This is a genomic window from Streptomyces sp. CLCI03 (assembly GCF_053615355.1).
This window is the reverse complement of the sequence record NZ_CM132132.1, coordinates 5,504,983-5,524,254: the sequence shown is the minus strand read 5'-3', so window position 1 is coordinate 5,524,254 and position 19,272 is coordinate 5,504,983. Positions and strand designations below refer to the sequence as shown.

Sequence of the window (19,272 nt, the reverse complement as noted above, 5' to 3'; positions counted from 1 at the left end):
TCAGACCTCCCGTGCCGCCGAGGTGGAGCTCATGTCCGGGTAGCGGTCGCCCGCCACCTGCGCGGCGATGGGCTCCAGCAGGTCCAGCTCGGACTGCGTGAGGGTGATCCGGGTCGCCCCGGTGTTCTCGCGCAGCCGGCCGGGCTTGCGGGTGCCGGGGATCGGGACCACGGTCAGCCCGTGCACCTTCGCCCGCTGCTGCACCCAGGCCAGCGCGATCTGCGCCGGGGTCGCGCCGTGCCGCTCGGCGATCTCCCGGACCGGGGCCAGCAGCGCCGCGTTGGTCTTCGCGTTGTCGCCGGTGAACCGCGGCTGGTGGCGCCGGAAGTCGTCCTGGGACAGCTCCGCGGACGCGTCGGCGAAGGACCCGGTCAGGAAGCCCCGGCCGAGCGGGGAGTACGGCACGAAGGCCACGCCCAGCTCCGCCGCCGCGCCCACCGCGCTGCGCTCCACGTCCCGGCTGAACAGCGACCACTCCGACTGGAGCGCCGCGATCGGGTGCACGGCGTGCGCCTCGCGCAGCTCCGCCCCGGTGACCTCGCTGAGGCCGAGGTGGCGCACCTTGCCCTCGGCGACCAGCTCCGCCATGGCGCCGACCGACTCGGCGAGCGGCACGGCCGGGTCGCGCCGGTGCATGTAGTACAGGTCGATGACGTCGACGCCGAGCCGGCGCAGGCTGGCCTCCACGGCCGTGCGGATGTAGGCGCGGTCGTTGCGGACGCCCCGGTAGCGCGGGTCGTCGGAACGCTCTATCGCGAACTTCGTCGCCAGGGTGATCTCGTCGCGGTGGGCGGCCACGAAGGGCGCCAGGAACTCCTCGTTGCGCCCCCGCCCGTAGACGTCGGCGGTGTCGAAGAGGGTGACCCCGGCGGCCAGCGCCGCGTCGAGGGTCTCCCGGGCCGCGGTCTCGTCGGTGTCGCCGTAGAACTCGCTCATGCCCATGCAGCCGAGGCCCTGGACGCCGACCTGCGGGCCGCCCTTGCCGAGCTCGACCTGTTCGAGGGTGGTGCCGTGCTCCGTCATTGCTGTGCCTTCCCCGATACCGTTTTCATGGCGTACATATCGATCTTGTAATCCAGTACGGCGAGCGCGTCCGTGAGCTCCGTGATGCGCGAGCGCACCTCGCGGCGCGTGCGTTCCAGCAGTTCCCGGCGTTCGGCCATGGTGTGCTCGCCCTCGCGGACCAGTTCGGCGTACCGCACCATGTCCGCCACCGACATCCCCGTGGCCCGCAGCTTGCCCACGAAGGCGAGCCAGTCGAGGTCCTTGTCGGTGAAGCGCCGCTGCCCCGAGTGGGAGCGGTCCACGTGCGGCATCAGGCCGATCCGCTCGTACCAGCGCAGGGTGTGCTGGGTCAGACCGGTCCGGGCCTCGACCTCGCTGATCGTGTACCGCGTCTGCGTCAGGCTCTGGCTCATGGCTCCACGCTAAAACCCTTGAGTGCACTCCAAGCAAGTAGGCTCGGCGGCATGGACAGCGTGGAGGACGGGAACGGCATGGAAAGCCTGCGGATCATCGAGACCTGGCCGGTGCCGACCGCCGCGGCGGCCGTCGTACGGGCCGACGGGAGCCTGGCGGGCTCCCACGGGCCCGTCGACCACCGGTTCGCCCTGGCCTCGGTCACCAAGCCGCTCGCCGCGTACGCCGCCCTCGTCGCGTACGAGGAGGGGGCGATCGAGCTGGACGAGCCGGCCGGACCCGAGGGGTCGACGGTCCGTCACCTGCTCGCGCACACCAGCGGCCTGGCCTTCGACGAGCACCGGGTGTCGGCTCCGGCCGGGCAGCGCCGGCTGTACTCGAACGCCGGTTTCGAGGAGCTCGGCGACCACATCTCCAAGGCCACCGGCATCCCCTTCGCGGAGTACCTGCACCAGGCGGTCTTCGAGCCGCTGGGCATGACGCGGACCACCCTGGAGGGCTCGCCCGCCAAGGACGGCGTCTCCACCGTCTCCGACCTGCTGCGGTTCGCCGCCGAGCTGCAGGCGCCGCGGCTGCTGGACGTCCGTACGGTCGCCGAGGCCACCTCCGTCGTCCACCCCGGGCTCAAGGGCGTCCTGCCGGGCTACGGACACCAGTCCCCCAACGACTGGGGGCTCGGCCTGGAGATCCGCGACCACAAGTCCCCGCACTGGACGGGCGTTTCCTCCTCGCCGCGCACCTTCGGCCACTTCGGCCAGGCCGGCACCTTCCTGTGGGTGGACCCGGACGCGCGCGCCGCGTGCGTGGCGCTGACCGACCGCGCCTTCGGCCCGTGGGCGGCCGAGGCGTGGACCCCGTTCACCGACGCGGTACTGGCCGAGCTCCGCTCCCGCTAAGGAGCCTGCGGGACCTGCGCGGCCGGAGGGTCGGGGAACTCCCAGATCAGCAGCTCCCCCGGGGAACCCGCGACGACCTCCAGGTCCCGTTCGGCGGTGATGCGTACCGAGTCCCCGGGGCCCAGCTCGGCCCCGTCCAGGCGCAGGTCCCCCCGCACCACGTGCAGGTACACCCGGTCCGCCGCGGGTACGGCGACCCGCTCGCCCGCGCCGGGCCGCCGGACGTGCAGGACGGCGCCGGCCGCGGGGACCTCGTAGGGTGCGGCGTCGGCGATCTCCCGGACGACCCCGTACGAGGGCTCGCCGCCCGCGGTGAGGGGCGCGAGCCACATCTGCACGACGCGCAGCCGCCCGGGGCCGTCGTTGCGTTCCACGTGCCGGGCCCCGGATCCGGCGCTCAGCCGTTGCACGTCCCCGGGCCGCACCACGCTCTTCTCGCCGGTGCTGTCGTGGTGGGTGAGTTCGCCCTCGATCACCCAGGTGACGATCTCGGTGTGGCTGTGCGGGTGCTCGTCGAAGCCGGCGCCCGGCGCGAGGGTCTCCTCGTTGCAGGCGAGGACCGGGCCGAACCGCAGGTTGTCCGGGTCGTAGAAGGAGCCGAAGGAGAAGGCGTGCCGGGTGGTGATCCCGGAGGCCGGGTCCCCGCCCTCGTACCGGTCGGCGCCGGGGCGAACATCAATCATGGACGCCACGGTAGACCCCGTCGGAGGCCGGGGCGCGGGCCACGGGCGGGACCGGACTCCGCGTACCCGTCCCGATAAGGCAGTCTTGTCACGTGTCCCAACCCGAACGTGAGCATTCGCCCGCCCCACATGCCGCGCATTCCGCTCCCGCCCATCCGCACACCGCGACGCTCCGCCGACTGGAGAAGTCCGCGGGCCGGCTGGCCGCCAACGCGATCGCGCGCATGGACGAGACCCTGCCGTGGTACCGGGCCATGCCGCCCGAGAACCGGTCCTGGATCGGCCTGGTCGCCCAGGCCGGTATCGCCGCGTTCACGGAGTGGTTCAGGCACCCGGAGACCCCGCAGGCCATCTCCACCGATGTCTTCGGCACGGCTCCGCGCGAGCTGACCCGGGCGATCACCCTGCGCCAGACCGTCGAGATGGTCCGCACCACGATCGAGGTCATGGAGGCCGCGATCGAGGAGGTGGCGGCCCCGGGCGACGAGTCGATCCTGCGCGAGGCGCTGCTGGTGTACGCCCGGGAGATCGCCTTCGCGACCGCCCAGGTGTACGCGCAGGCCGCGGAGGCGCGCGGGGCGTGGGACGCCCGGCTGGAGTCCTTGGTCGTCAACGCGGTGCTGTCCGGCGAGGCGGACGAGGGCGCGCTGTCCCGGGCGGCGGCGCTGGGTTGGAACTCCCCCGAGCACGTGTGCGTGGTGCTCGGTACCGCGCCGGAGGGCGACAGCGAGCTGACGGTCGAGGCGATCCGGCGGGCGGCCCGTCACCACAAGCTCCAGGTCCTCACGGGTGTGCTCGGGGACCGGCTGGTCGTCATCGCGGGCGGCAGCGACAACCCGATCCAGGTGGCGAAGTCGCTGATCGGACCGTTCGCGGCGGGTCCGGTGGTGGCCGGTCCGGTGGTGGCCGACCTGCTGAACGCGACGAAGTCGGCGCAGGCCGCGGCGGCCGGACTGAAGGCCTGTACGGCGTGGCAGGACGCGCCGCGGCCGGTCCTGGCGGATGATCTCCTGCCGGAACGCGCGATCGCCTCCGATCCGGCTGCCAGGGAACAACTGGTGGAGGAGATCTACAGACCGCTTGAGGAGGCGGGATCGGCACTGCTGGAGACCTTGAGCGTCTACCTGGAACAGGCGAGCAGCCTGGAAGGGGCGGCGCGCATGCTGTTCGTGCACCCCAATACGGTGCGCTACCGGCTGCGACGTGTGACCGACGTCACCGGATGGTCGCCGTCCGATGTCCGATCGGCGTTCACGTTGCGGATCGCCCTGATTCTGGGGCGTCTGGCCGACGGTGACCCCCAGTCCTAGACTTTTGTCGGACATCAACAATTACCCCGACGGTTCTTGGTCCCTGTCCCCACGGGCGGCAGGGACCATCCACAAGAGAGAGTGTGAGGGTGCTCGTACTCGTCGCTCCCGGCCAAGGCGCTCAGACGCCCGGCTTCTTGACTCCCTGGCTCGAACTTCCCGGTGCCGCTGACCGCGTCGCCGCGTGGTCGGACGCCATCGGGCTGGACCTTGCCCACTACGGCACGACCGCGGACGCCGACGCGATCCGCGACACGGCGGTGGCCCAGCCCCTGCTGGTCGCCGCGGGCCTGCTGTCCGCGTCCGCGCTGGGTTCCGCCTCGGTCTTCGGTGCCGTCGCGGGCCACAGCGTCGGTGAGATCACCGCCGCGGCCGTCGCCGACGTGCTGTCCGAGAAGGACGCGCTGTCGTTCGTCCGGACGCGCGGTCTGGGCATGGCCGAGGCCGCCGCCGTCACCGAGACCGGCATGGCCGCGGTCCTCGGCGGCGACCGTGACGTGGTCGTCGCGCACCTGGAGAAGCTGGGTCTGACGCCCGCCAACATCAACGGCGCGGGCCAGATCGTGGCCGCCGGCACGATGGAGCAGATCGCGGCTCTGGAGGCCGACAAGCCCGAAGGCTCCATGAAGGTCGTCGCCCTCAAGGTCGCGGGCGCCTTCCACACGCACCACATGGCCCCCGCGGTCGCCACGCTGGAGAAGGCCGCCGAGGCCCTCACCCCGGCGGACCCGGCGCTGAGGTACGTCTCGAACAAGGACGGCCTCGTCGTCACCACGGGCGCCGACGTCGTCGCCCGCCTGGTCGGTCAGGTCGCCAACCCGGTCCGCTGGGACCTGTGCATGGAGACGTTCGCCGAGCTGGGCGTCACGGGAATCATCGAGCTCTGCCCCGGTGGCACCCTGACGGGTCTGGCCAAGCGCGCGCTGAAGGGCGTACCGAGCGTGGGTCTGAAGACCCCGGACGATCTCGACAAGGCCGCGGCGCTCATCGCCGAACTGACGGCCTGAGAGAAGGAGCCCACACAGCATGTCCAAGATCAAGCCGGCCAAGGGCTCCCCTTACGCCCGCATCCTCGGTGTCGGCGGCTACCGCCCGACCCGTGTGGTGCCCAACGAGGTCATCCTCGAGACCATCGACTCCTCCGACGAGTGGATCCGTTCCCGCTCCGGCATCGCGACCCGGCACTGGGCCTCGCCGCAGGAGACCGTCGCCGCGATGTCGGTGGAGGCCTCGGGGAAGGCGCTGGCCGACGCCGGCGTGGCCCCGGAGCAGATCGGTGCCGTGATCGTCTCGACGGTCTCGCACTTCAAGCAGACCCCGGCCGTCGCGACCGAGATCGCGCACCGGATCGGCGCGGGCAAGCCCGCGGCCTTCGACATCTCCGCGGGCTGTGCCGGTTTCGGCTACGGCCTGACCCTGGCCAAGGGGCTGGTGGTGGAAGGCTCCGCGGAGTACGTCCTCGTCATCGGCGTGGAGCGGCTCTCGGACCTGACCGACCTGGAGGACCGCGCGACGGCCTTCCTGTTCGGTGACGGCGCCGGCGCCGTGATCGTCGGCCCCTCGGACGAGCCGGCCATCGGCCCCACGGTGTGGGGTTCGGAGGGCGACAAGTCCGAGACGATCAAGCAGACCGTGCCGTGGGACGAGTACCTCGGCAAGGACGGCGGCGAGAAGTTTCCGGCCATCACCCAGGAGGGTCAGGCGGTCTTCCGCTGGGCCGTCTTCGAGATGGCCAAGGTGGCCCAGCAGGCGCTCGACGCCGCCGGGATCACCGCGGACGACCTGGACGTCTTCATTCCGCACCAGGCGAACATGCGGATCATCGACTCGATGGTGAAGACTCTGAAGCTGCCGGAGCACGTCACGGTCGCCCGTGACGTGGAGACCACCGGCAACACCTCGGCCGCCTCGATCCCGCTCGCCATGGAGCGGCTCCTGGCGACCGGAGCGGCGAAGAGCGGCGACACCGCGCTCGTCATCGGCTTCGGGGCGGGACTCGTCTACGCCGCGACGGTCGTTACCCTCCCCTAGGGCCGGGATCCACATCCCACCCTGTTCCACATCAGTCAGCTAGAGAAGGAGCGCCACATGGCCGCCACGCAGGAAGAGATCGTCGAGGGTCTCGCGGAGATCGTCAACGAGATCGCCGGTATCCCCACCGAGGACGTCGCGATCGAGAAGTCCTTCACCGACGACCTGGACGTCGACTCGCTCTCCATGGTCGAGGTCGTCGTCGCCGCCGAAGAGCGCTTCGACGTCAAGATCCCGGACGAGGACGTCAAGAACCTCAAGACGGTCGGCGACGCCGCTGACTACATCCTGAAGCACCAGGCCTGAGCCTGACGAGCGTTTGTCGCCACCTGGCGGTGGCGCCGTGACAATTCAGCACCCCCTGAGACGTGGAGAAAGAATTCCTGTGAGCCCGACCAATCGCACCGTGGTCGTCACCGGTATCGGCGCAACCACTCCGCTGGGTGGCGACAGCGCTTCGACCTGGGAAGGTCTGCTTGCCGGCCGTTCCGGCGTCAAGCCCCTGGAGGGCGAGCGCTTCGCCGAACTCCCGGTACGCATCGCCGCTCGGGCCGCCGTCGACCCGAGTGAAGTCCTGCCCCGGCCGCTGGCCCGCAAGCTGGACCGCTCGGCGCAGTTCGCCGTCATCGCGGCCCGCGAGGCATGGGCCGACGCCGGTTACACCACCCCGGCCGGCGAGGAGACGGAAGAGGGCGCCTTCATCGCGCCCGAGCGTCTGGGCACCGTGATCGCCTCCGGCATCGGCGGTGTCACCACCCTGCTCGACCAGTACGACGTCCTGAAGGACAAGGGTGTGCGCCGGGTCTCCCCGCACACCGTCCCCATGCTCATGCCGAACGGCCCGTCGGCCAACGTCGGCCTGGAGGTCAACGCCCAGGCGGGCGTGCACACTCCGGTCAGCGCCTGCGCGTCCGGCGCCGAGGCCATCGGCTACGCCGTCGAGATGATCCGTTCCGGCCGCGCCGACGTGGTCGTCGCGGGCGGCACCGAAGCGGCGATCCACCCCCTGCCGATCGCCGCGTTCGCCAACATGATGGCGATGTCCAAGAACAACGAGAACCCCGAGCAGGCCTCCCGTCCGTACGACAAGGCCCGTGACGGCTTCGTACTGGGCGAGGGCGCGGGCGTCGTCGTCCTGGAGTCCGCCGAGCACGCCGCCGCGCGCGGTGCCCGGGTCTACTGCGAGGTGCTGGGCCAGGGCCTGTCCGCGGACAGCCACCACATCGCGCAGCCGGAGCCGACCGGCCGCGGTGTCGCGGCCGCCGTGCAGAACCTGCTCGACAACACGGGTCTCGACCCGGCCGAGCTGGTCCACCTGAACGCGCACGCCACGTCCACCCCGCAGGGTGACACGGCCGAGCTGAAGGCCCTGCGCAAGGTGCTGGGCGACGACCTCGACCACATCGCGATCTCCGCGACCAAGTCGATGACGGGTCACCTGCTCGGTGGCGCGGGCGGTATCGAGACCGTCGCGACCGTGCTGGCGCTGTACAACCGGCTGGCCCCGCCGACGATCAACGTCGACGAGCTGGACGAGGACATCGACGCGGACATCGTCGTCGGTGAGCCGCGCAAGCTGCCGGCCGACGGCCCGATCTCCGCGATCAACAACTCTTTCGGCTTCGGCGGCCACAACGTGACCCTGGCATTCCGCACGGTCTAGTACGTCCGAGCTACGCGAAAGGCCCACCCGGTGGATCCGGGTGGGCCTTTCGCGTGACCGGTTGACCGGTGGTCAGACCACCTGGTGGAGCCAGCGGACCGGGGCGCCCTCGCCCGCGTGGCGGAAGGGCTCCAGTTCGTCGTCCCACGGCTTGCCGAGCAGCTTGGCGATCTCCGCCTCCAGGTCGGTCTCGCCGTGCGCGGACCGGGCGAGGGCGGCGCGCAGCCGGTCCTCCGGGATCAGGATGTCGCCGTGCATGCCGGTGACGGCGTGGAAGATGCCGAGCTCCGGGGTGGAGCTGTAGCGCTCGCCCTCGGCGGTCGGGCAGGGTTCCGCGGTCACCTCGAAGCGCAGCAGGTGCCAGCCGCGCAGCGCGGAGGCGAGTTTCGAGGCGGTGCCCGCTTCGGCCTGCCAGGAGAACTCGGCTCTCCAGGTGCCGGGGGAGGCGGGCTGTCTGATCCAGTCGAGGTTCACCCGCACCCCGAGCACGCCCGCAACAGCCCATTCCACGTGCGGGCAGAGCGCGCGCGGTGCGGAATGCACGTACAGAACTCCACGTGTCGTCACCGGGACCTCCAGTGTGGGACGAGGTCGGGAATAAACTCCAGAAAACGGACAGTATGTGACGTGATGTAATGTAACGGAAATTATTTGACATTGCGCTACGGGACCTGCGGCCGAAACGCCACGGGAAAAAGCTACCGTGCGCCAGGGGTCATGATGTGACGTACGGTCGCTCCAAGACCCGTAAACGCAGAGCTTTCACTCAGCAGGACCCCCCGAACGATGAGGGGACGACAAAGAGGGGCCCTTCCCATGCGCACCACCGTTCCGCGCCGCCGCGCGCGCCGGACGTTCGCGGGCGCGGGCGCGGCGGTCGTCCTGCTGGCCGGGGCGGCCACCGGGTGCAGCTCGGGCGGGTCGGGCGAGCAGGGCGGCGAGCGCGGGGCGCAGAGCGCACCGCGGTGGAACACGAAGCCCACCTCGATCGCCGCCGTCGGCGACTCCATCACGCGCGGGTTCGACGCCTGTTCGGTGCTGGCCGACTGTCCGGAGGTCTCCTGGGCCACCGGGAACGACCCGGCGGTCCGCTCCCTGGCGGCCCGGCTGCTCGGGGACGCCGAGGTGCCCGCCCGGAGCTGGAACTACGCGGTCACCGGCTCGCGCATGGCGGACCTGCCGGCCCAGCTGGCCGGGGCGGCCGCGCACAAGCCCGACCTGGTCACGGTCATGGTGGGCTCGAACGACGCCTGCCGGCCCACGGCTTCGTCGATGACCCCGGTGGCGGAGTTCCGGTCCGGGTTCGAGAAGGCGATCGCGGACCTGCGAGCCGCCTCCCCCGCCTCCCAGGTGTACGTCTCCAGCGTGCCGGATCTGCAACGGCTGTGGGAGCAGGGCAAGGACCTGCCGATGGTGCGGCAGATCTGGAAGCTGGGCATCTGTCAGTCCATGCTCGCCGACCCGCTGTCGGCGGCCTCGGGGGCGACGGCCCGGCGCGAGCAGGTGCGGGCGCGGGTGGTGGAGTACAACGAGGTGCTGCGCGAGGTCTGCGGAAAGGATCCTCTGTGCCGCTACGACGGCGGCGCGGTGTTCCAGTACCCCTTCGCGGCGGATCAGTTGAGCCGCTGGGACTGGTTCCATCCGGGCAAGGACGGCCAGGCGCGGCTCGCGGAACTGGCGCACCGTCAGGTGACGGCGGCCGAACCGCCGCGTTGACGCCCGGGGCGCGCGCAGGGTCCGGGGGCGGGAGTCAGGGCCCGCCCCCGGACCGGTTCTCAGGGGTGTTTTCCGGCCATACGGCGTGTCACGCGAGGTCGAGCGTCGCGGTCAGCCGGGTGTCACCGTGCGAGTGGCTCGCGCGGACCTCGTAGGTGCCGCCGATCCGCCGCCAGCCACGGGCCTCCTCGTCCCAGATCTCGAAGGCCCGGGCGGGCAGGGCGATCTCGGTCTCGACGCTCTCCCCGGGGCCCGCCACGACGCTCCCGAAGGCGGCCAGCCAGCTCGCCGGACGCTCCACGCCGTCCCGTTCGGGGGCCAGGTAGACCTGCACGACCTCGCGGCCGGGGCGCGCGCCGGTGTTGGTGAGGCGGACCCGCACCGTGTCGGCGGTGACCTCCAGGGAGTCGTACGTCCAGTCGGTGTAGCCGAGTCCGTGCCCGAAGGGGTAGCCGGGGGTCACGCCGTGCTTCTCGTACGCCCGGTAGCCGATGAAGAGGCCCTCGCGGTACTCCAGTCGCCCGTCGGTGGGGACGACCTCGGTGACGGGCGCGTCCGCGAACCGTGCGGGCCAGGTGGTGGGCAGCCGCCCGCCCGGCTCCGCGTCGCCGAGGAGTACGTCGGCCAGCGCGGCCCCGCCCTCCTGCCCGGGGAACCAGGCCAGCAGGACGGCGGCGACGTCGTCCCGCCACGGGAGTTCCACCGGGGAGCCCGCGTTCACGACGACCACGGTGTTCGGGTTGGCGGCGGCGACGGCGCGCACCAGGTCGTCCTGGCGGCCCGGGAGGGTGAGGTCCTGGCGGTCGAAGCCCTCGGACTCCACGCGCTCGGTGGTGGCGACGACCACGACGGCGGTGTCGGCCTCGCGCGCGGCGGCCACGGCCTCGGCGATCAGTTCGTCGGCGTCGCGCCGCGGGCCGAGGTGGAGCAGCGAGAACATGATCGCCCTGAGCGGCAGCGCGGACATGTCGGGAACCTGGAAGGTCAGGGACACCTCGACGGGCTCGCCCTCGGTGAGGGTGAGGCGGGCCCGCTCGCTGGGGGCGCCGAAGAAGGCCTCGAAGGGGTCGGCCTCGTCGCCCATCTCCTGGACGCCGCTCCACAGGGTCTCGCCGCCGACGGCCAGGGCGAAGGCGCCGAGTCCGCGGGTGCCGAAGGCGTGCTCGCCGCTCTCGCGCGGCACGAACGTACCGCGCACCTCGATGCTCGCCATGGTCTCGTACGTGACCCCGGCGGGCAGGTCGTCGCCGATCCACTGGACCTGGCCGGAGGGCAGGCCGCCCTCGCCGAGGACGGCCCCGGAGGCGTCGCGGCAGACGGCGTGGAGCTCGAAGCCCTGGCCGGCGGCGGTGAGCTCGTCGGAGGGGTCGGCGCCGACGCTGTAGGTGAGGGCGCCCTCGGGGAGGGCGGCGGTGAGGCCGTCCAGCGGGGCGATCAGCCGTTCGGGGAAGACGGTGGCGCTGCCGCCGCCGAGGATGCGGGCGTCGCGGGCCGCCGCGCCCGACAGCGCGACCGTGCCGCCGGCGGCCGCGTCGAGCGGCAGCGCCCCCTCGTTGCGGACCAGGACGAAGCCGCGGGCGGCGAGCTCGCGGGCCAGCGCCTGGCCGTCGATCGGGGCCGGGGGGTCCGCCACGACGGCGGGGGCACCCTCCAGGACGCCGACGCGGGCGGCGAGGCGCAGGACGTTGCGCACGGCCTCGTCGACGGCGGACTCGGGGACCTCGCCGCCCCGGACGGCCTCGGCGAGGGCGGGACCGTAGACGGTGGTGGGGCCGGGCATGGCCACGTCCATGCCTCCGAGGATGTCGCCGGTGGTGGACCGGGCGGCCATCCAGTCGGAGACGTTGCAGCCGTCGAAGCCCCATTCGGCGCGCAGCACCTCGTTCACCAGGTACTGGTGCTCGGTCATGGTGGTGCCGTTGACCTGGTTGTACGCGGTCATGATGCCCCAGGGGTGGGCGTTGGCGACGATGGCCTCGAACGGCGCCAGGTACAGCTCGCGCAGCGGCCGCGGGGCGATGACGCTGTCGACGGTGAACCGGTCGGTCTCGGCGTCGTTGCCGACGAAGTGCTTGACGGTGGTGCCGACCCCGCCGTCCTGGACGCCGTTCACATAGCCCGCGCCGACGACGCCGGTGAGGTACGGGTCCTCGGAGTAGCACTCGAAGTGCCGGCCGCCGAGCGGGGAGCGGTGCAGGTTGACGGTGGGCGCGAGGAGGACGTGCACGCCCTTGCGGCGGGCCTCCTGGGCGAGGAGCCGTCCGGCGCGGCGGGCGAGCTCCGGGTCCCAGGCTGCGGCGAGCGCGGTCGGGGACGGCAGGGCCACGGACGGGTCGTCGGCGGTCCAGCGGACGCCGCGGACCCCGATGGGGCCGTCGGAGAACACCAGGGACTCCAGCCCGATCGCGGGGACGGCGGGCAGGGCCCACATGTCCTGGCCGGCCAGGAGCCGGGTCTTGGTGTCGAGGTCCAGCTTGCCCAGTGCCGCCTCGACGGCGTCGTTGCGTATCTGATCGCGGACCTGATCGGCGTCGGTCACGGCCGAGCCTCCTCGTTGAGAGCGGTGCGGTGGCGCGGTACGGCGCGGTGCGGCGTAGTACGGCGCGGTGCGGTGCCCCCATCGTGAACCTGTTGCCTGTTGAACGGTAGGGTTCGTCACCTGTTCGTGATATTTGGATGCCGTACGGTCCTGTGAGCAGGGCACAGCACGGGAACGGGAAGGGGAGCCGGTCGATGGTCAGGGCGAGGAGCGAGGAGCGCCGCGGGGAGATCGTCCGCGCGGCCGTCGAGGTCATCGCCGAGCGCGGCTACCGAGGCGCGTCCTTGGCCACCGTCGCCGAACGCGTGGGCCTGACCCAGCAGGGGCTGCTGCACTACTTCCCGACGAAGGAGGCCCTGCTGGTCGCGGTGCTGGAGGAGCGCGACCGGTGGGACACGGGCGGCGGCTCGCGCGCCGCGGCCGACACCTGGCGCCTGGACCTGCTGGCCTCGCTGGTCGAGTACAACGCCATGCGCCCGGGCATCGTGCAGACCTTCTCGGCGCTGCTGGGCGAGAGCGTCACCGACGGGCACCCGGCCCGGGAGTTCTTCACCGAGCGCTACGCGCAGGTCCGCGGGGAGATGGCGGCGGTGCTGCGCGCCGAGTTCGGCGACCGCCTGCCCTCGGGGCTCACCCCGGAGCAGGCGGCCCCGCTGCTGACGGCGGTCATGGACGGACTCCAGTACCAGTGGCTGCTCGCCCCCGAGTCCGTGGACATGCCCGCCGCCTTCCGGGCCTTCCTGACCCTGCTACGGGGGCCTGACCAGGCCTGACGGCTGTCTAGTCGATCTGGAGCTCGCCCATCCGGCTCCAGCCGTTCGCACCCTCGATGGTGGTGCTGACGATCTCGGGCGTACGGGTCACCAGCGGCCGCATCGTCTCCAGCGCGGCACGGAAGTGCTCCGAGGTGACGTGCGCCTCGGCGGCATCGTCCTGGAAGGCCTCGACCAGGACGTAGGTATCCGGCTCCTCCAGGCTGCGCGACCACTCGAACCAGAGGTTGCCGGGCTCGGCACGGGTGGCCCGGGTGAAGGGCGCGACCTTGTCGGGCCACGCGTCGACGTGTTCGGGCTTGACGGGGAATTTCACCACAATGAAGATCACACAGGCAGTTTATGCGGGTTGATCCGGGCCGTGGGCGAAGTCCCGCTCGGGCGGGTCAGGCACGAAGGGCGGAGAGGTCCCGGTCGGCCAGGTCCGGACGGGACGTCAGCACCGTGTGCACCGACGCCAGGACCGGCAGCGCCGCGTGGGCGGTGGCCAGGGCCACGTCCTTCGCGGCCAGGGAGACCGGGAAGTGCGAGGCGTCGGCGTACGCACGGGCCACCGCGCCCGCCAGCGGCCCGCGGGCCAGCTGTCCGCGGACCAGCTCCTCCGGCAGGCCCAGGGCGCCTCCCAACCTCAGCGCCTCGGTCACCAGGGCCACCCCGCCGACCGCCGCGTTGATCAGGACCAGCTTCAGGGCGGCCCCGGAGCCGAGCGGCCCGCACTCGGTGACCTCGCCGAGCGCGTCGAGGACGGCCCGGACCGGGCCGGGCGGCGGGCCACCGCCCGCCAGCACCCACAACTCCCCCGCACCCGCGCGGTCGACGCTCCCCATCACCGGCGCGTCGGTCAGCGTCACCCCCGCCGGCAGTCGCCCCGCCAGCTCCCGCACCGGGTTCGGGCCCACCGTCGAGGTGTCGATCCAGTGCGTGCCCGGACGCAGCGCGGGCAGGACGCTCTCGGCGACGGCCCGCAGCGCCTGCGGGTCGGCCAGCATCGTGACGACCAGGTCGGCGTCGCGCACCGCCTCGGCGGGCGAGGTCGCGAGCACGGCACCGGCTTCCACCAGTGGTCCCGCCTTGCCCGGCGTGCGGTTCCACACCGTCAGTTCGTGTCCACGGGACAGCAGGTGACGGGCCATCGGGGCGCCCATGCGGCCGAGGCCGAGGAACGCGATCTTCTGTGCGGTGTCCATGCCCACGACGCTAGGCCGGGCCCATCCATGCGACAAGCGAATGTCTAGCATGGTCACCATGCCCACTTCGCACAGCTTGTACGAGGTCTTCCTGCGCGTGGCCCACCTGGCCTCCTTCACCGCCGCCGCCCGGTCCCTGGGCTACACCCAGTCCGCGGTCTCCCGGCAGATCCAGACCCTGGAGAACGAGTGGGGCACCCCGCTCTTCGACCGCCTCCCCCGAGGGGTCCGCCTGACCGAGGCCGGCCGGGTCCTGCTCCCGCATGCCGAGGCCGTCGGCGAGCGGCTGCGCACCGCCCGCGCCGAACTCGACGCGCTGCGCGCCCTCGACGCCGGGCGGCTGCGGATCGGCGCCTTCTCCACGGCCGACGCCGCCCTGCTGCCCCGGGCACTGGCCGCCTTCCGGGCCCGCCACCCCGAAGTGAGCGTCACCCGCACCGAAGGTCCCTCCGCCAAGCACCTGGCCCTGCTCGCCACCGGTGACCTCGACCTCGCCGTCGTCGCCGACACCTCCGCGCGGCCACCCTCCGGCTGCACCCCGCACCACCTGCTGGACGAGCGGATGTACGTGGCCCTGCCGAGCGGCCACCGGCTCGCCGGGCAGTCCGACGTACGGCTGGCCGATCTGGCCGACGAGGAGTGGATCGCGGCCGACACCCGGCCCGAGGAGACCCTGATGCACTCCGCGCTGGCCGGTGGCTTCCGCCCGCGCACCGGTTTCGTCGCCGCCGACTGGATCGCCAAGCAGGGCTTCGTCGCCGCCGGCCTCGGCGTCACCCTGATCCCGGCGCTCGCCGCCTCCTCGGCGCGGGCCGACCTCGCGCTCGTCCCCCTGCACCCGGACGACACCCCGCGCCGCCGGGTCTACGCCGCCACCCCGCACGGGGTCGTCCCCTCCCCCGCCGCCCTCGCCTTCCTGGCCCTGCTCGTGGAGGTCGCCGCCGGGCTGACATCCTGACCCGGTGAAGATCGCCGCAGCACAGCTGACCTGCACCCCCGCCGATGTCCGGGCCAATGTCGCGCAGGCCGCGGACCTCGCCGCCCGGGCCCGCGCACAGGGCGCCGAACTGGTGGTGTTCCCCGAGCTCGCGCTCACCGGCTACGAACTCGACGCGCTGGCCGCCGACCCCGGCCTGTGGACGGCCGCCGACGACCCGCGGCTGGATCCGCTGCGCTCCGCCGGAATCGCCACGGCGGTGAACGTCGCCCTGCCCACCGAAGGCCCGCGCCCCGCCCTCGCGACGCTGGTCCACGACGCGGACGGCGCGCACGTCACCACGTACGCGAAGCAGCACCTGTACGAGCACGAGCAGGAGGTCTTCGAGCGCGGCGAGTGCGACGGGCGCTTCGAACTCGGCGGGATCCGCTTCTCCCTGGGCGTCTGCTTCGACAACCACTTCCCCGAGCTGCCCGGCCGGGGCGCCGCCGACGGCTGCCGGGTGCACCTGGCGAGCTCCCTCTACGGGACGGGCGACGGGATCCACGAGCGTGCCACCGTGTACCCGGGGATCGCGCGGGAGCACGGCCTGTACGTGGTCCTCGCCAACCACGTCGGCCCGGCCGGCCGGTGGACCGGCTGTGGCCGCTCGGCCCTGTGGGCCCCCGGCGGCGCCCTGCTGGCCGAGGCGGACGACCGTACGCCCTCGGTGGTGACGGCCTCCGTCGCGACGGCCTCGGTGTGATGAGGTGGGCGCCATGAGCGACTTCGAGACGATCACGGTTCCGGAACGCCTCCACGGATATCCGGGGGTGGCCTTCGGCGGCTACGTGGCGGGCGTACTGGCCGCCCGCGCCGCCGCGAAGGACGTACGGGTGGACTTCCGGCGGCCCGTGCCGACCGGGGCACCGGTACGGCTCGCCGCGACCGCGGACGGCGGCTGCGAGCTGACGGACGGCGAACTGCTGCTGGCCGCCGCCACCCCCGTCGAGGCTCCCGCCACCCCGTGTCCCGAAGCCCCGTCCTGGGACCGGGCGGTGGCGGCCGCGGAGGCCTTCCGGTCGGACCCGCCGGACGGGCAGGCCGACTGCTTCGGCTGCGGCCTGGAGCGGACGCCCGCCACCGGGCTGCGCCTGCACTGCGGTACGGTGCCGGGCCGCGAGCTGGTCGCCGCCGCGTGGACGCCCGCGCCCGAACTGGGCGGCCCGGACGGACTGCTGCCGCCCGAGCTGGTGTGGGGCGCGCTGGACTGCCCGGGGAACGCGGCCGGGCGCCTGCTGGACGGCCGCCGGGCCGGGGCGGTCACCGCCGCGCTCGGCGCGCGGCTGCTGCGGCCGGTGCCGGTGGGCGAAGGGCTCGTCTCCTATGCCTGGATGCTGTCGTCGGCGGGCCGCAAGTACACCGTGGGCACGGCCCTGGCCACGGCCGACGGCGAGCTGTGCGCCGTCGCCGAGGCGCTGTGGGTGCAGCCGCGCGCCTGAGCGCTCACGCGGTCTCGGCCAGCAGGTGCTTGCCGCCCCACGCCCCCAGGGGTTCCAGGGCCGCGTTCAGGTCCTGGCCCAGGGGGGTCAGGGAGTACTCGACGCGCGGTGGGACCTCCTCGTACACCTCGCGGTGCACGATGCCGTCGGTCTCCAGCTCGCGCAGCTGGGCGGCGAGCACCTTCTCCGAGATGCCGGGGAGGAGCCTGCGCAGTTCCCCGAACCGGTGGGGCCGCTGATCCAGCACCCACAGGAGCGACACCTTCCACTTCCCGTCGATCACGGACATCGCCGCGGCGATCCCGCATTGATCCGCACCAGGCCTTCGTGCCACCGCCATCGCACACCCTCCCCACCTGCTCGCTCACCTCGGGGTAACCACCCACTCCGAAGTGCGTACTTGAGCGCTCTGCCGCCTGCGACCAGGCTAGACGTCATGACCGACACCACAGCTCACTTTTCCCTCACCCTCATCGGCCTCGGCGACATGGGCACCGCCATGGCCCGCACCTGGCTCGCCGCCGGGCACCCCCTGACCGTCTGGAACCGCACCGCCGCCAAGGCCGAGGCCCTGGCCGCCGAAGGAGCCTCCGTCGCCGCGAGCCCGGCCGCCGCGGTCGCCGCGAACACCCTGGTCGTGGTCTGTCTGCTGGACGACGAGAGCGTCGGGTCCGCCCTGGAGGGGATCGACCTGACCGGCAAGGACCTCGTCAACCTCACCACCGGCACCCCGGGCGAGGCGCGCGCCCGCGCCGCCTGGGCCGAGGCACGCGGCGCCCGGTACCTGGACGGCGGGATCATGGCCACACCGACGATGATCGGCGTCCCCGAGGCGGGCGGATACGTCTTCCACAGCGGCTCGCGCGCGCTCTTCGAGACCCACCGGGCGGTGCTGGAGGTCCCGGCCGGCTCCCGCTTCGTCGGTGAGGACCCGGGGCACGCGGCCCTGCACGACGTGGCGCTGCTCAGCGCGATGTGGGGGATGTTCGCCGGCATCTCGCACGCCTACGCCCTGACGGAGGGCGAGGACATCGCCCCGAAGGACCTGGCTCCGCTGCTGTCCGAGTGGCTCGGCGCGATGGGCTTCTTCGTCGGGAACGCCGCCGAGCGGCTGACCTCGCGGGACTTCACCTCGGGGGTGGTCTCCAACCTTGCCATGCAGGTCACGGGCACCGACACGATGCTCCGCACCGCCGAGGAGCAGGGGGTCAGCTCCGAGCTGGTCCTCCCGTACGTGGACCTGCTGCGCCGCCGACTGGCCGCGGACCCGGCCGCGCACGGCGGGGAGGACACCACGGGGGCCATCCTGCTGCTGAAGCGGTAGCCGGCCCGGGCCGGGGTGCTACGAGTACGCGGGCGGCGGCGGTCCGAAACCCGCGGGGGTGGTCTCGGCGGCCGGAGTCTCGTCGGTCCGCACGAGGTCCCGGGCCATGAGGGTGGCCCCGGCCACCGCGCCCGGCATCAGGAACACCGCGACCAGCGGCACCAGGAACGCCAGCACCAGCGGGACCCCGAAGCCCAGCACGAGCAGCCGCCGCGAGCGCATCAGCTCCAGCCGGTCGGGCAGCTCCACCTTGCGCCGCTGCAGGGCGACGGCGGTGAGCTCCTGGGTCAGGAAGTACCCGGAGACGCAGAAGCCGAGCACCGGGATCACGGTCTGGCCGATCACCGGGACGAAGCCGAGGACGAAGAGCACGATCCCGTACAGCAGCACCCGCAGGAGCACCTTCACGCTGTCCCGGGCCGAGATCCACAGCTCCAGCCAGAGCGGGAGCCCCGACTGCGGCACCTCGCCGCCCTCGCTGCGATCGACCTGCTCCGAGAGGGACTCGTAGAAGGGCTGGCCGATCAACAGGGTCACGGCGGTGAAGGTGATCACCGCGACGAAGAGGCCCAGGCCGAAGAGCAGGGCGGTCAGGAAGCCGCGGAAGAGCGAGAGCCAGGGCGAGGACCAGTCGGCGGCGAAGGGGGTGGCCCAGGCCGTCAGGTCGTCGGCTCCGTAGCCGAGCCCGATCAGGGCCCCGACGTAGAGGACGAACGCCACGAGCCCGGGCAGCAGCCCGAAGCCCAGCCACCGGCCGTGGCCGAACACCCACCGCTGTCCGGCCAGCAGATACCGGAAGCCCCCCGCAAGATCACGCATGGGGCCAGTTTACGGCGAAGGCCGCACCCCGGTGGGGTGCGGCCTTCGCGCTGCGAGCGCCGGATCAGACGGCGAGCTCGACGGTGATGTTGCCGCGGGTGGCCTTCGAGTACGGGCAGACCTGGTGGGCCTTCTCGATGAGGTCCTTGGCGGTGGCGGCGTCCACGTTCGGGATCACGGCGGAGATCTTGACGATCAGGCCGAAGCCCTCGTCGTTCTTGCCGATGCCGACCTCGGCGGTGACCGTGGAGCCGGAGATGTCGGCGTTCACGTTCTTCGCGACGACGCCCAGGGCGCCCTGGAAGCAGGCGCTGTAGCCGGCGGCGAACAGCTGCTCCGGGTTGGTACCGGCGCCGCTGCCACCGAGCTCCTTCGGCGGGTTCACGACGACGTCGAGCTGACCGTCGTTGGTGGCGACGCGACCGTCACGGCCGTTCTCGGCGGTGGCGACAGCGGTGTAGGCGACGTCGGACTGCTGGATGGACATAAAGGAA

General features: G+C 72.5%; 22 protein-coding genes. 12 read left to right on the top strand and 10 right to left on the bottom strand.

Going from position 1 to position 19,272, the window contains the following annotated elements:
- Together ACWG52_RS25480 and ACWG52_RS25475 are read right to left on the bottom strand one after the other, a co-directional pair.
- On the bottom strand, nucleotides 1-1,023 hold the full coding sequence (locus ACWG52_RS25480; RefSeq protein WP_389816685.1) for an aldo/keto reductase: 1,023 nt from the start codon (nucleotides 1,021-1,023) through the stop codon (nucleotides 1-3).
- Complete coding sequence (locus ACWG52_RS25475) at nucleotides 1,020-1,418, bottom strand: MerR family transcriptional regulator (RefSeq protein WP_051763908.1); 399 nt, start codon at nucleotides 1,416-1,418, stop codon at nucleotides 1,020-1,022. The genes ACWG52_RS25480 and ACWG52_RS25475 overlap by 4 nt, the downstream gene beginning before the upstream one ends.
- Nucleotides 1,419-1,496: 78 nt before the next feature.
- Between ACWG52_RS25475 and ACWG52_RS25470 the strand changes: the two genes are divergently transcribed.
- On the top strand, nucleotides 1,497-2,315 hold the full coding sequence (locus ACWG52_RS25470; protein ID WP_033226016.1) for a serine hydrolase domain-containing protein: 819 nt from the start codon (nucleotides 1,497-1,499) through the stop codon (nucleotides 2,313-2,315).
- Here ACWG52_RS25470 and ACWG52_RS25465 read toward each other — a convergent pair.
- Complete coding sequence (locus ACWG52_RS25465) at nucleotides 2,312-2,998, bottom strand: pirin family protein (protein WP_453126009.1); 687 nt, start codon at nucleotides 2,996-2,998, stop codon at nucleotides 2,312-2,314. The two genes, ACWG52_RS25470 and ACWG52_RS25465, sit on opposite strands and share 4 nt — an antisense overlap.
- Before the next feature lie 92 nt (nucleotides 2,999-3,090).
- Here ACWG52_RS25465 and ACWG52_RS25460 point away from each other — a divergent pair, with 92 nt between their 5' ends.
- From ACWG52_RS25460 to ACWG52_RS25440, 5 genes are all read left to right on the top strand, one after another.
- On the top strand, nucleotides 3,091-4,308 hold the full coding sequence (locus ACWG52_RS25460) for a PucR family transcriptional regulator (RefSeq protein ID WP_033225972.1): 1,218 nt from the start codon (nucleotides 3,091-3,093) through the stop codon (nucleotides 4,306-4,308).
- 89 nt (nucleotides 4,309-4,397) lie between these two features.
- Nucleotides 4,398-5,315 (top strand): ACP S-malonyltransferase, encoded by a 918-nt coding sequence (locus ACWG52_RS25455; protein WP_453126007.1) that lies wholly within the window; start codon nucleotides 4,398-4,400, stop codon nucleotides 5,313-5,315.
- 19 nt (nucleotides 5,316-5,334) lie between these two features.
- Nucleotides 5,335-6,339 carry a ketoacyl-ACP synthase III gene (locus ACWG52_RS25450; RefSeq protein ID WP_033225975.1) on the top strand — a complete coding sequence of 335 codons (1,005 nt, stop codon included), beginning with the start codon at nucleotides 5,335-5,337 and terminating at the stop codon, nucleotides 6,337-6,339.
- Nucleotides 6,340-6,396: 57 nt separating this feature from the next.
- On the top strand, nucleotides 6,397-6,645 hold the full coding sequence (locus tag ACWG52_RS25445; RefSeq protein ID WP_030009997.1) for an acyl carrier protein: 249 nt from the start codon (nucleotides 6,397-6,399) through the stop codon (nucleotides 6,643-6,645).
- A gap of 79 nt (nucleotides 6,646-6,724) precedes the next feature.
- Complete coding sequence (locus ACWG52_RS25440) at nucleotides 6,725-8,002, top strand: beta-ketoacyl-[acyl-carrier-protein] synthase family protein (RefSeq protein ID WP_033225978.1); 1,278 nt, start codon at nucleotides 6,725-6,727, stop codon at nucleotides 8,000-8,002.
- Nucleotides 8,003-8,074: 72 nt separating this feature from the next.
- Here ACWG52_RS25440 and ACWG52_RS25435 read toward each other — a convergent pair whose 3' ends face one another.
- Nucleotides 8,075-8,569: a DUF3145 domain-containing protein gene (locus tag ACWG52_RS25435; protein WP_389816698.1), complete on the bottom strand. Its 495-nt coding sequence runs from the start codon at nucleotides 8,567-8,569 to the stop codon at nucleotides 8,075-8,077.
- A gap of 249 nt (nucleotides 8,570-8,818) precedes the next feature.
- On the opposite strand from ACWG52_RS25435, the gene ACWG52_RS25430 reads away from it, so the two are divergent.
- Nucleotides 8,819-9,718, top strand: coding sequence for an SGNH/GDSL hydrolase family protein (locus ACWG52_RS25430; protein ID WP_389816701.1), 900 nt, complete (start codon nucleotides 8,819-8,821; stop codon nucleotides 9,716-9,718).
- Between the two features lie 88 nt (nucleotides 9,719-9,806).
- Here ACWG52_RS25430 and ACWG52_RS25425 read toward each other — a convergent pair whose 3' ends face one another.
- Nucleotides 9,807-12,257: a beta-glucosidase gene (locus ACWG52_RS25425; protein WP_389816707.1), complete on the bottom strand. Its 2,451-nt coding sequence runs from the start codon at nucleotides 12,255-12,257 to the stop codon at nucleotides 9,807-9,809.
- 194 nt (nucleotides 12,258-12,451) lie between these two features.
- Between ACWG52_RS25425 and ACWG52_RS25420 the strand changes: the two genes are divergently transcribed.
- Nucleotides 12,452-13,030: a TetR/AcrR family transcriptional regulator gene (locus ACWG52_RS25420; RefSeq protein WP_375932865.1), complete on the top strand. Its 579-nt coding sequence runs from the start codon at nucleotides 12,452-12,454 to the stop codon at nucleotides 13,028-13,030.
- Between the two features lie 7 nt (nucleotides 13,031-13,037).
- Here the strand turns inward: ACWG52_RS25420 and ACWG52_RS25415 are convergent, their stop codons facing one another.
- Together ACWG52_RS25415 and ACWG52_RS25410 are read right to left on the bottom strand one after the other, a co-directional pair.
- Nucleotides 13,038-13,361 (bottom strand): putative quinol monooxygenase, encoded by a 324-nt coding sequence (locus ACWG52_RS25415; RefSeq protein WP_033225983.1) that lies wholly within the window; start codon nucleotides 13,359-13,361, stop codon nucleotides 13,038-13,040.
- Between the two features lie 55 nt (nucleotides 13,362-13,416).
- On the bottom strand, nucleotides 13,417-14,217 hold the full coding sequence (locus ACWG52_RS25410) for an NAD(P)-dependent oxidoreductase (RefSeq protein ID WP_389816711.1): 801 nt from the start codon (nucleotides 14,215-14,217) through the stop codon (nucleotides 13,417-13,419).
- A 58-nt stretch (nucleotides 14,218-14,275) separates the two neighbouring features.
- Here ACWG52_RS25410 and ACWG52_RS25405 point away from each other — a divergent pair, with 58 nt between their 5' ends.
- From ACWG52_RS25405 to ACWG52_RS25395, 3 genes are read left to right on the top strand one after another with little or no spacing between them, the layout of a single operon-like run.
- Nucleotides 14,276-15,175, top strand: a complete 900-nt coding sequence (locus tag ACWG52_RS25405; protein WP_390140143.1) for a LysR family transcriptional regulator — start codon at nucleotides 14,276-14,278, stop codon at nucleotides 15,173-15,175.
- A 4-nt stretch (nucleotides 15,176-15,179) separates the two neighbouring features.
- Nucleotides 15,180-15,899 (top strand): carbon-nitrogen hydrolase family protein, encoded by a 720-nt coding sequence (locus ACWG52_RS25400; RefSeq protein ID WP_389816716.1) that lies wholly within the window; start codon nucleotides 15,180-15,182, stop codon nucleotides 15,897-15,899.
- 13 nt (nucleotides 15,900-15,912) lie between these two features.
- Entirely contained in the window at nucleotides 15,913-16,635 is a 723-nt protein-coding gene (locus ACWG52_RS25395; RefSeq protein ID WP_389816719.1) for a hypothetical protein, read from the top strand.
- A gap of 4 nt (nucleotides 16,636-16,639) precedes the next feature.
- Here the strand turns inward: ACWG52_RS25395 and ACWG52_RS25390 are convergent, their stop codons facing one another.
- Nucleotides 16,640-16,975 carry a winged helix-turn-helix transcriptional regulator gene (locus ACWG52_RS25390; protein ID WP_375932877.1) on the bottom strand — a complete coding sequence of 112 codons (336 nt, stop codon included), beginning with the start codon at nucleotides 16,973-16,975 and terminating at the stop codon, nucleotides 16,640-16,642.
- A gap of 96 nt (nucleotides 16,976-17,071) precedes the next feature.
- Here ACWG52_RS25390 and ACWG52_RS25385 point away from each other — a divergent pair, with 96 nt between their 5' ends.
- Nucleotides 17,072-17,959, top strand: coding sequence for an NAD(P)-dependent oxidoreductase (locus ACWG52_RS25385; protein ID WP_389816723.1), 888 nt, complete (start codon nucleotides 17,072-17,074; stop codon nucleotides 17,957-17,959).
- Between the two features lie 18 nt (nucleotides 17,960-17,977).
- Here ACWG52_RS25385 and ACWG52_RS25380 read toward each other — a convergent pair whose 3' ends face one another.
- Together ACWG52_RS25380 and ACWG52_RS25375 are read right to left on the bottom strand one after the other, a co-directional pair.
- Nucleotides 17,978-18,778, bottom strand: coding sequence for an EI24 domain-containing protein (locus ACWG52_RS25380; RefSeq protein WP_389816725.1), 801 nt, complete (start codon nucleotides 18,776-18,778; stop codon nucleotides 17,978-17,980).
- 64 nt (nucleotides 18,779-18,842) lie between these two features.
- On the bottom strand, nucleotides 18,843-19,265 hold the full coding sequence (locus ACWG52_RS25375; protein WP_030757623.1) for an organic hydroperoxide resistance protein: 423 nt from the start codon (nucleotides 19,263-19,265) through the stop codon (nucleotides 18,843-18,845).
- Between the last annotated feature and the right edge of the window lie 7 nt (nucleotides 19,266-19,272).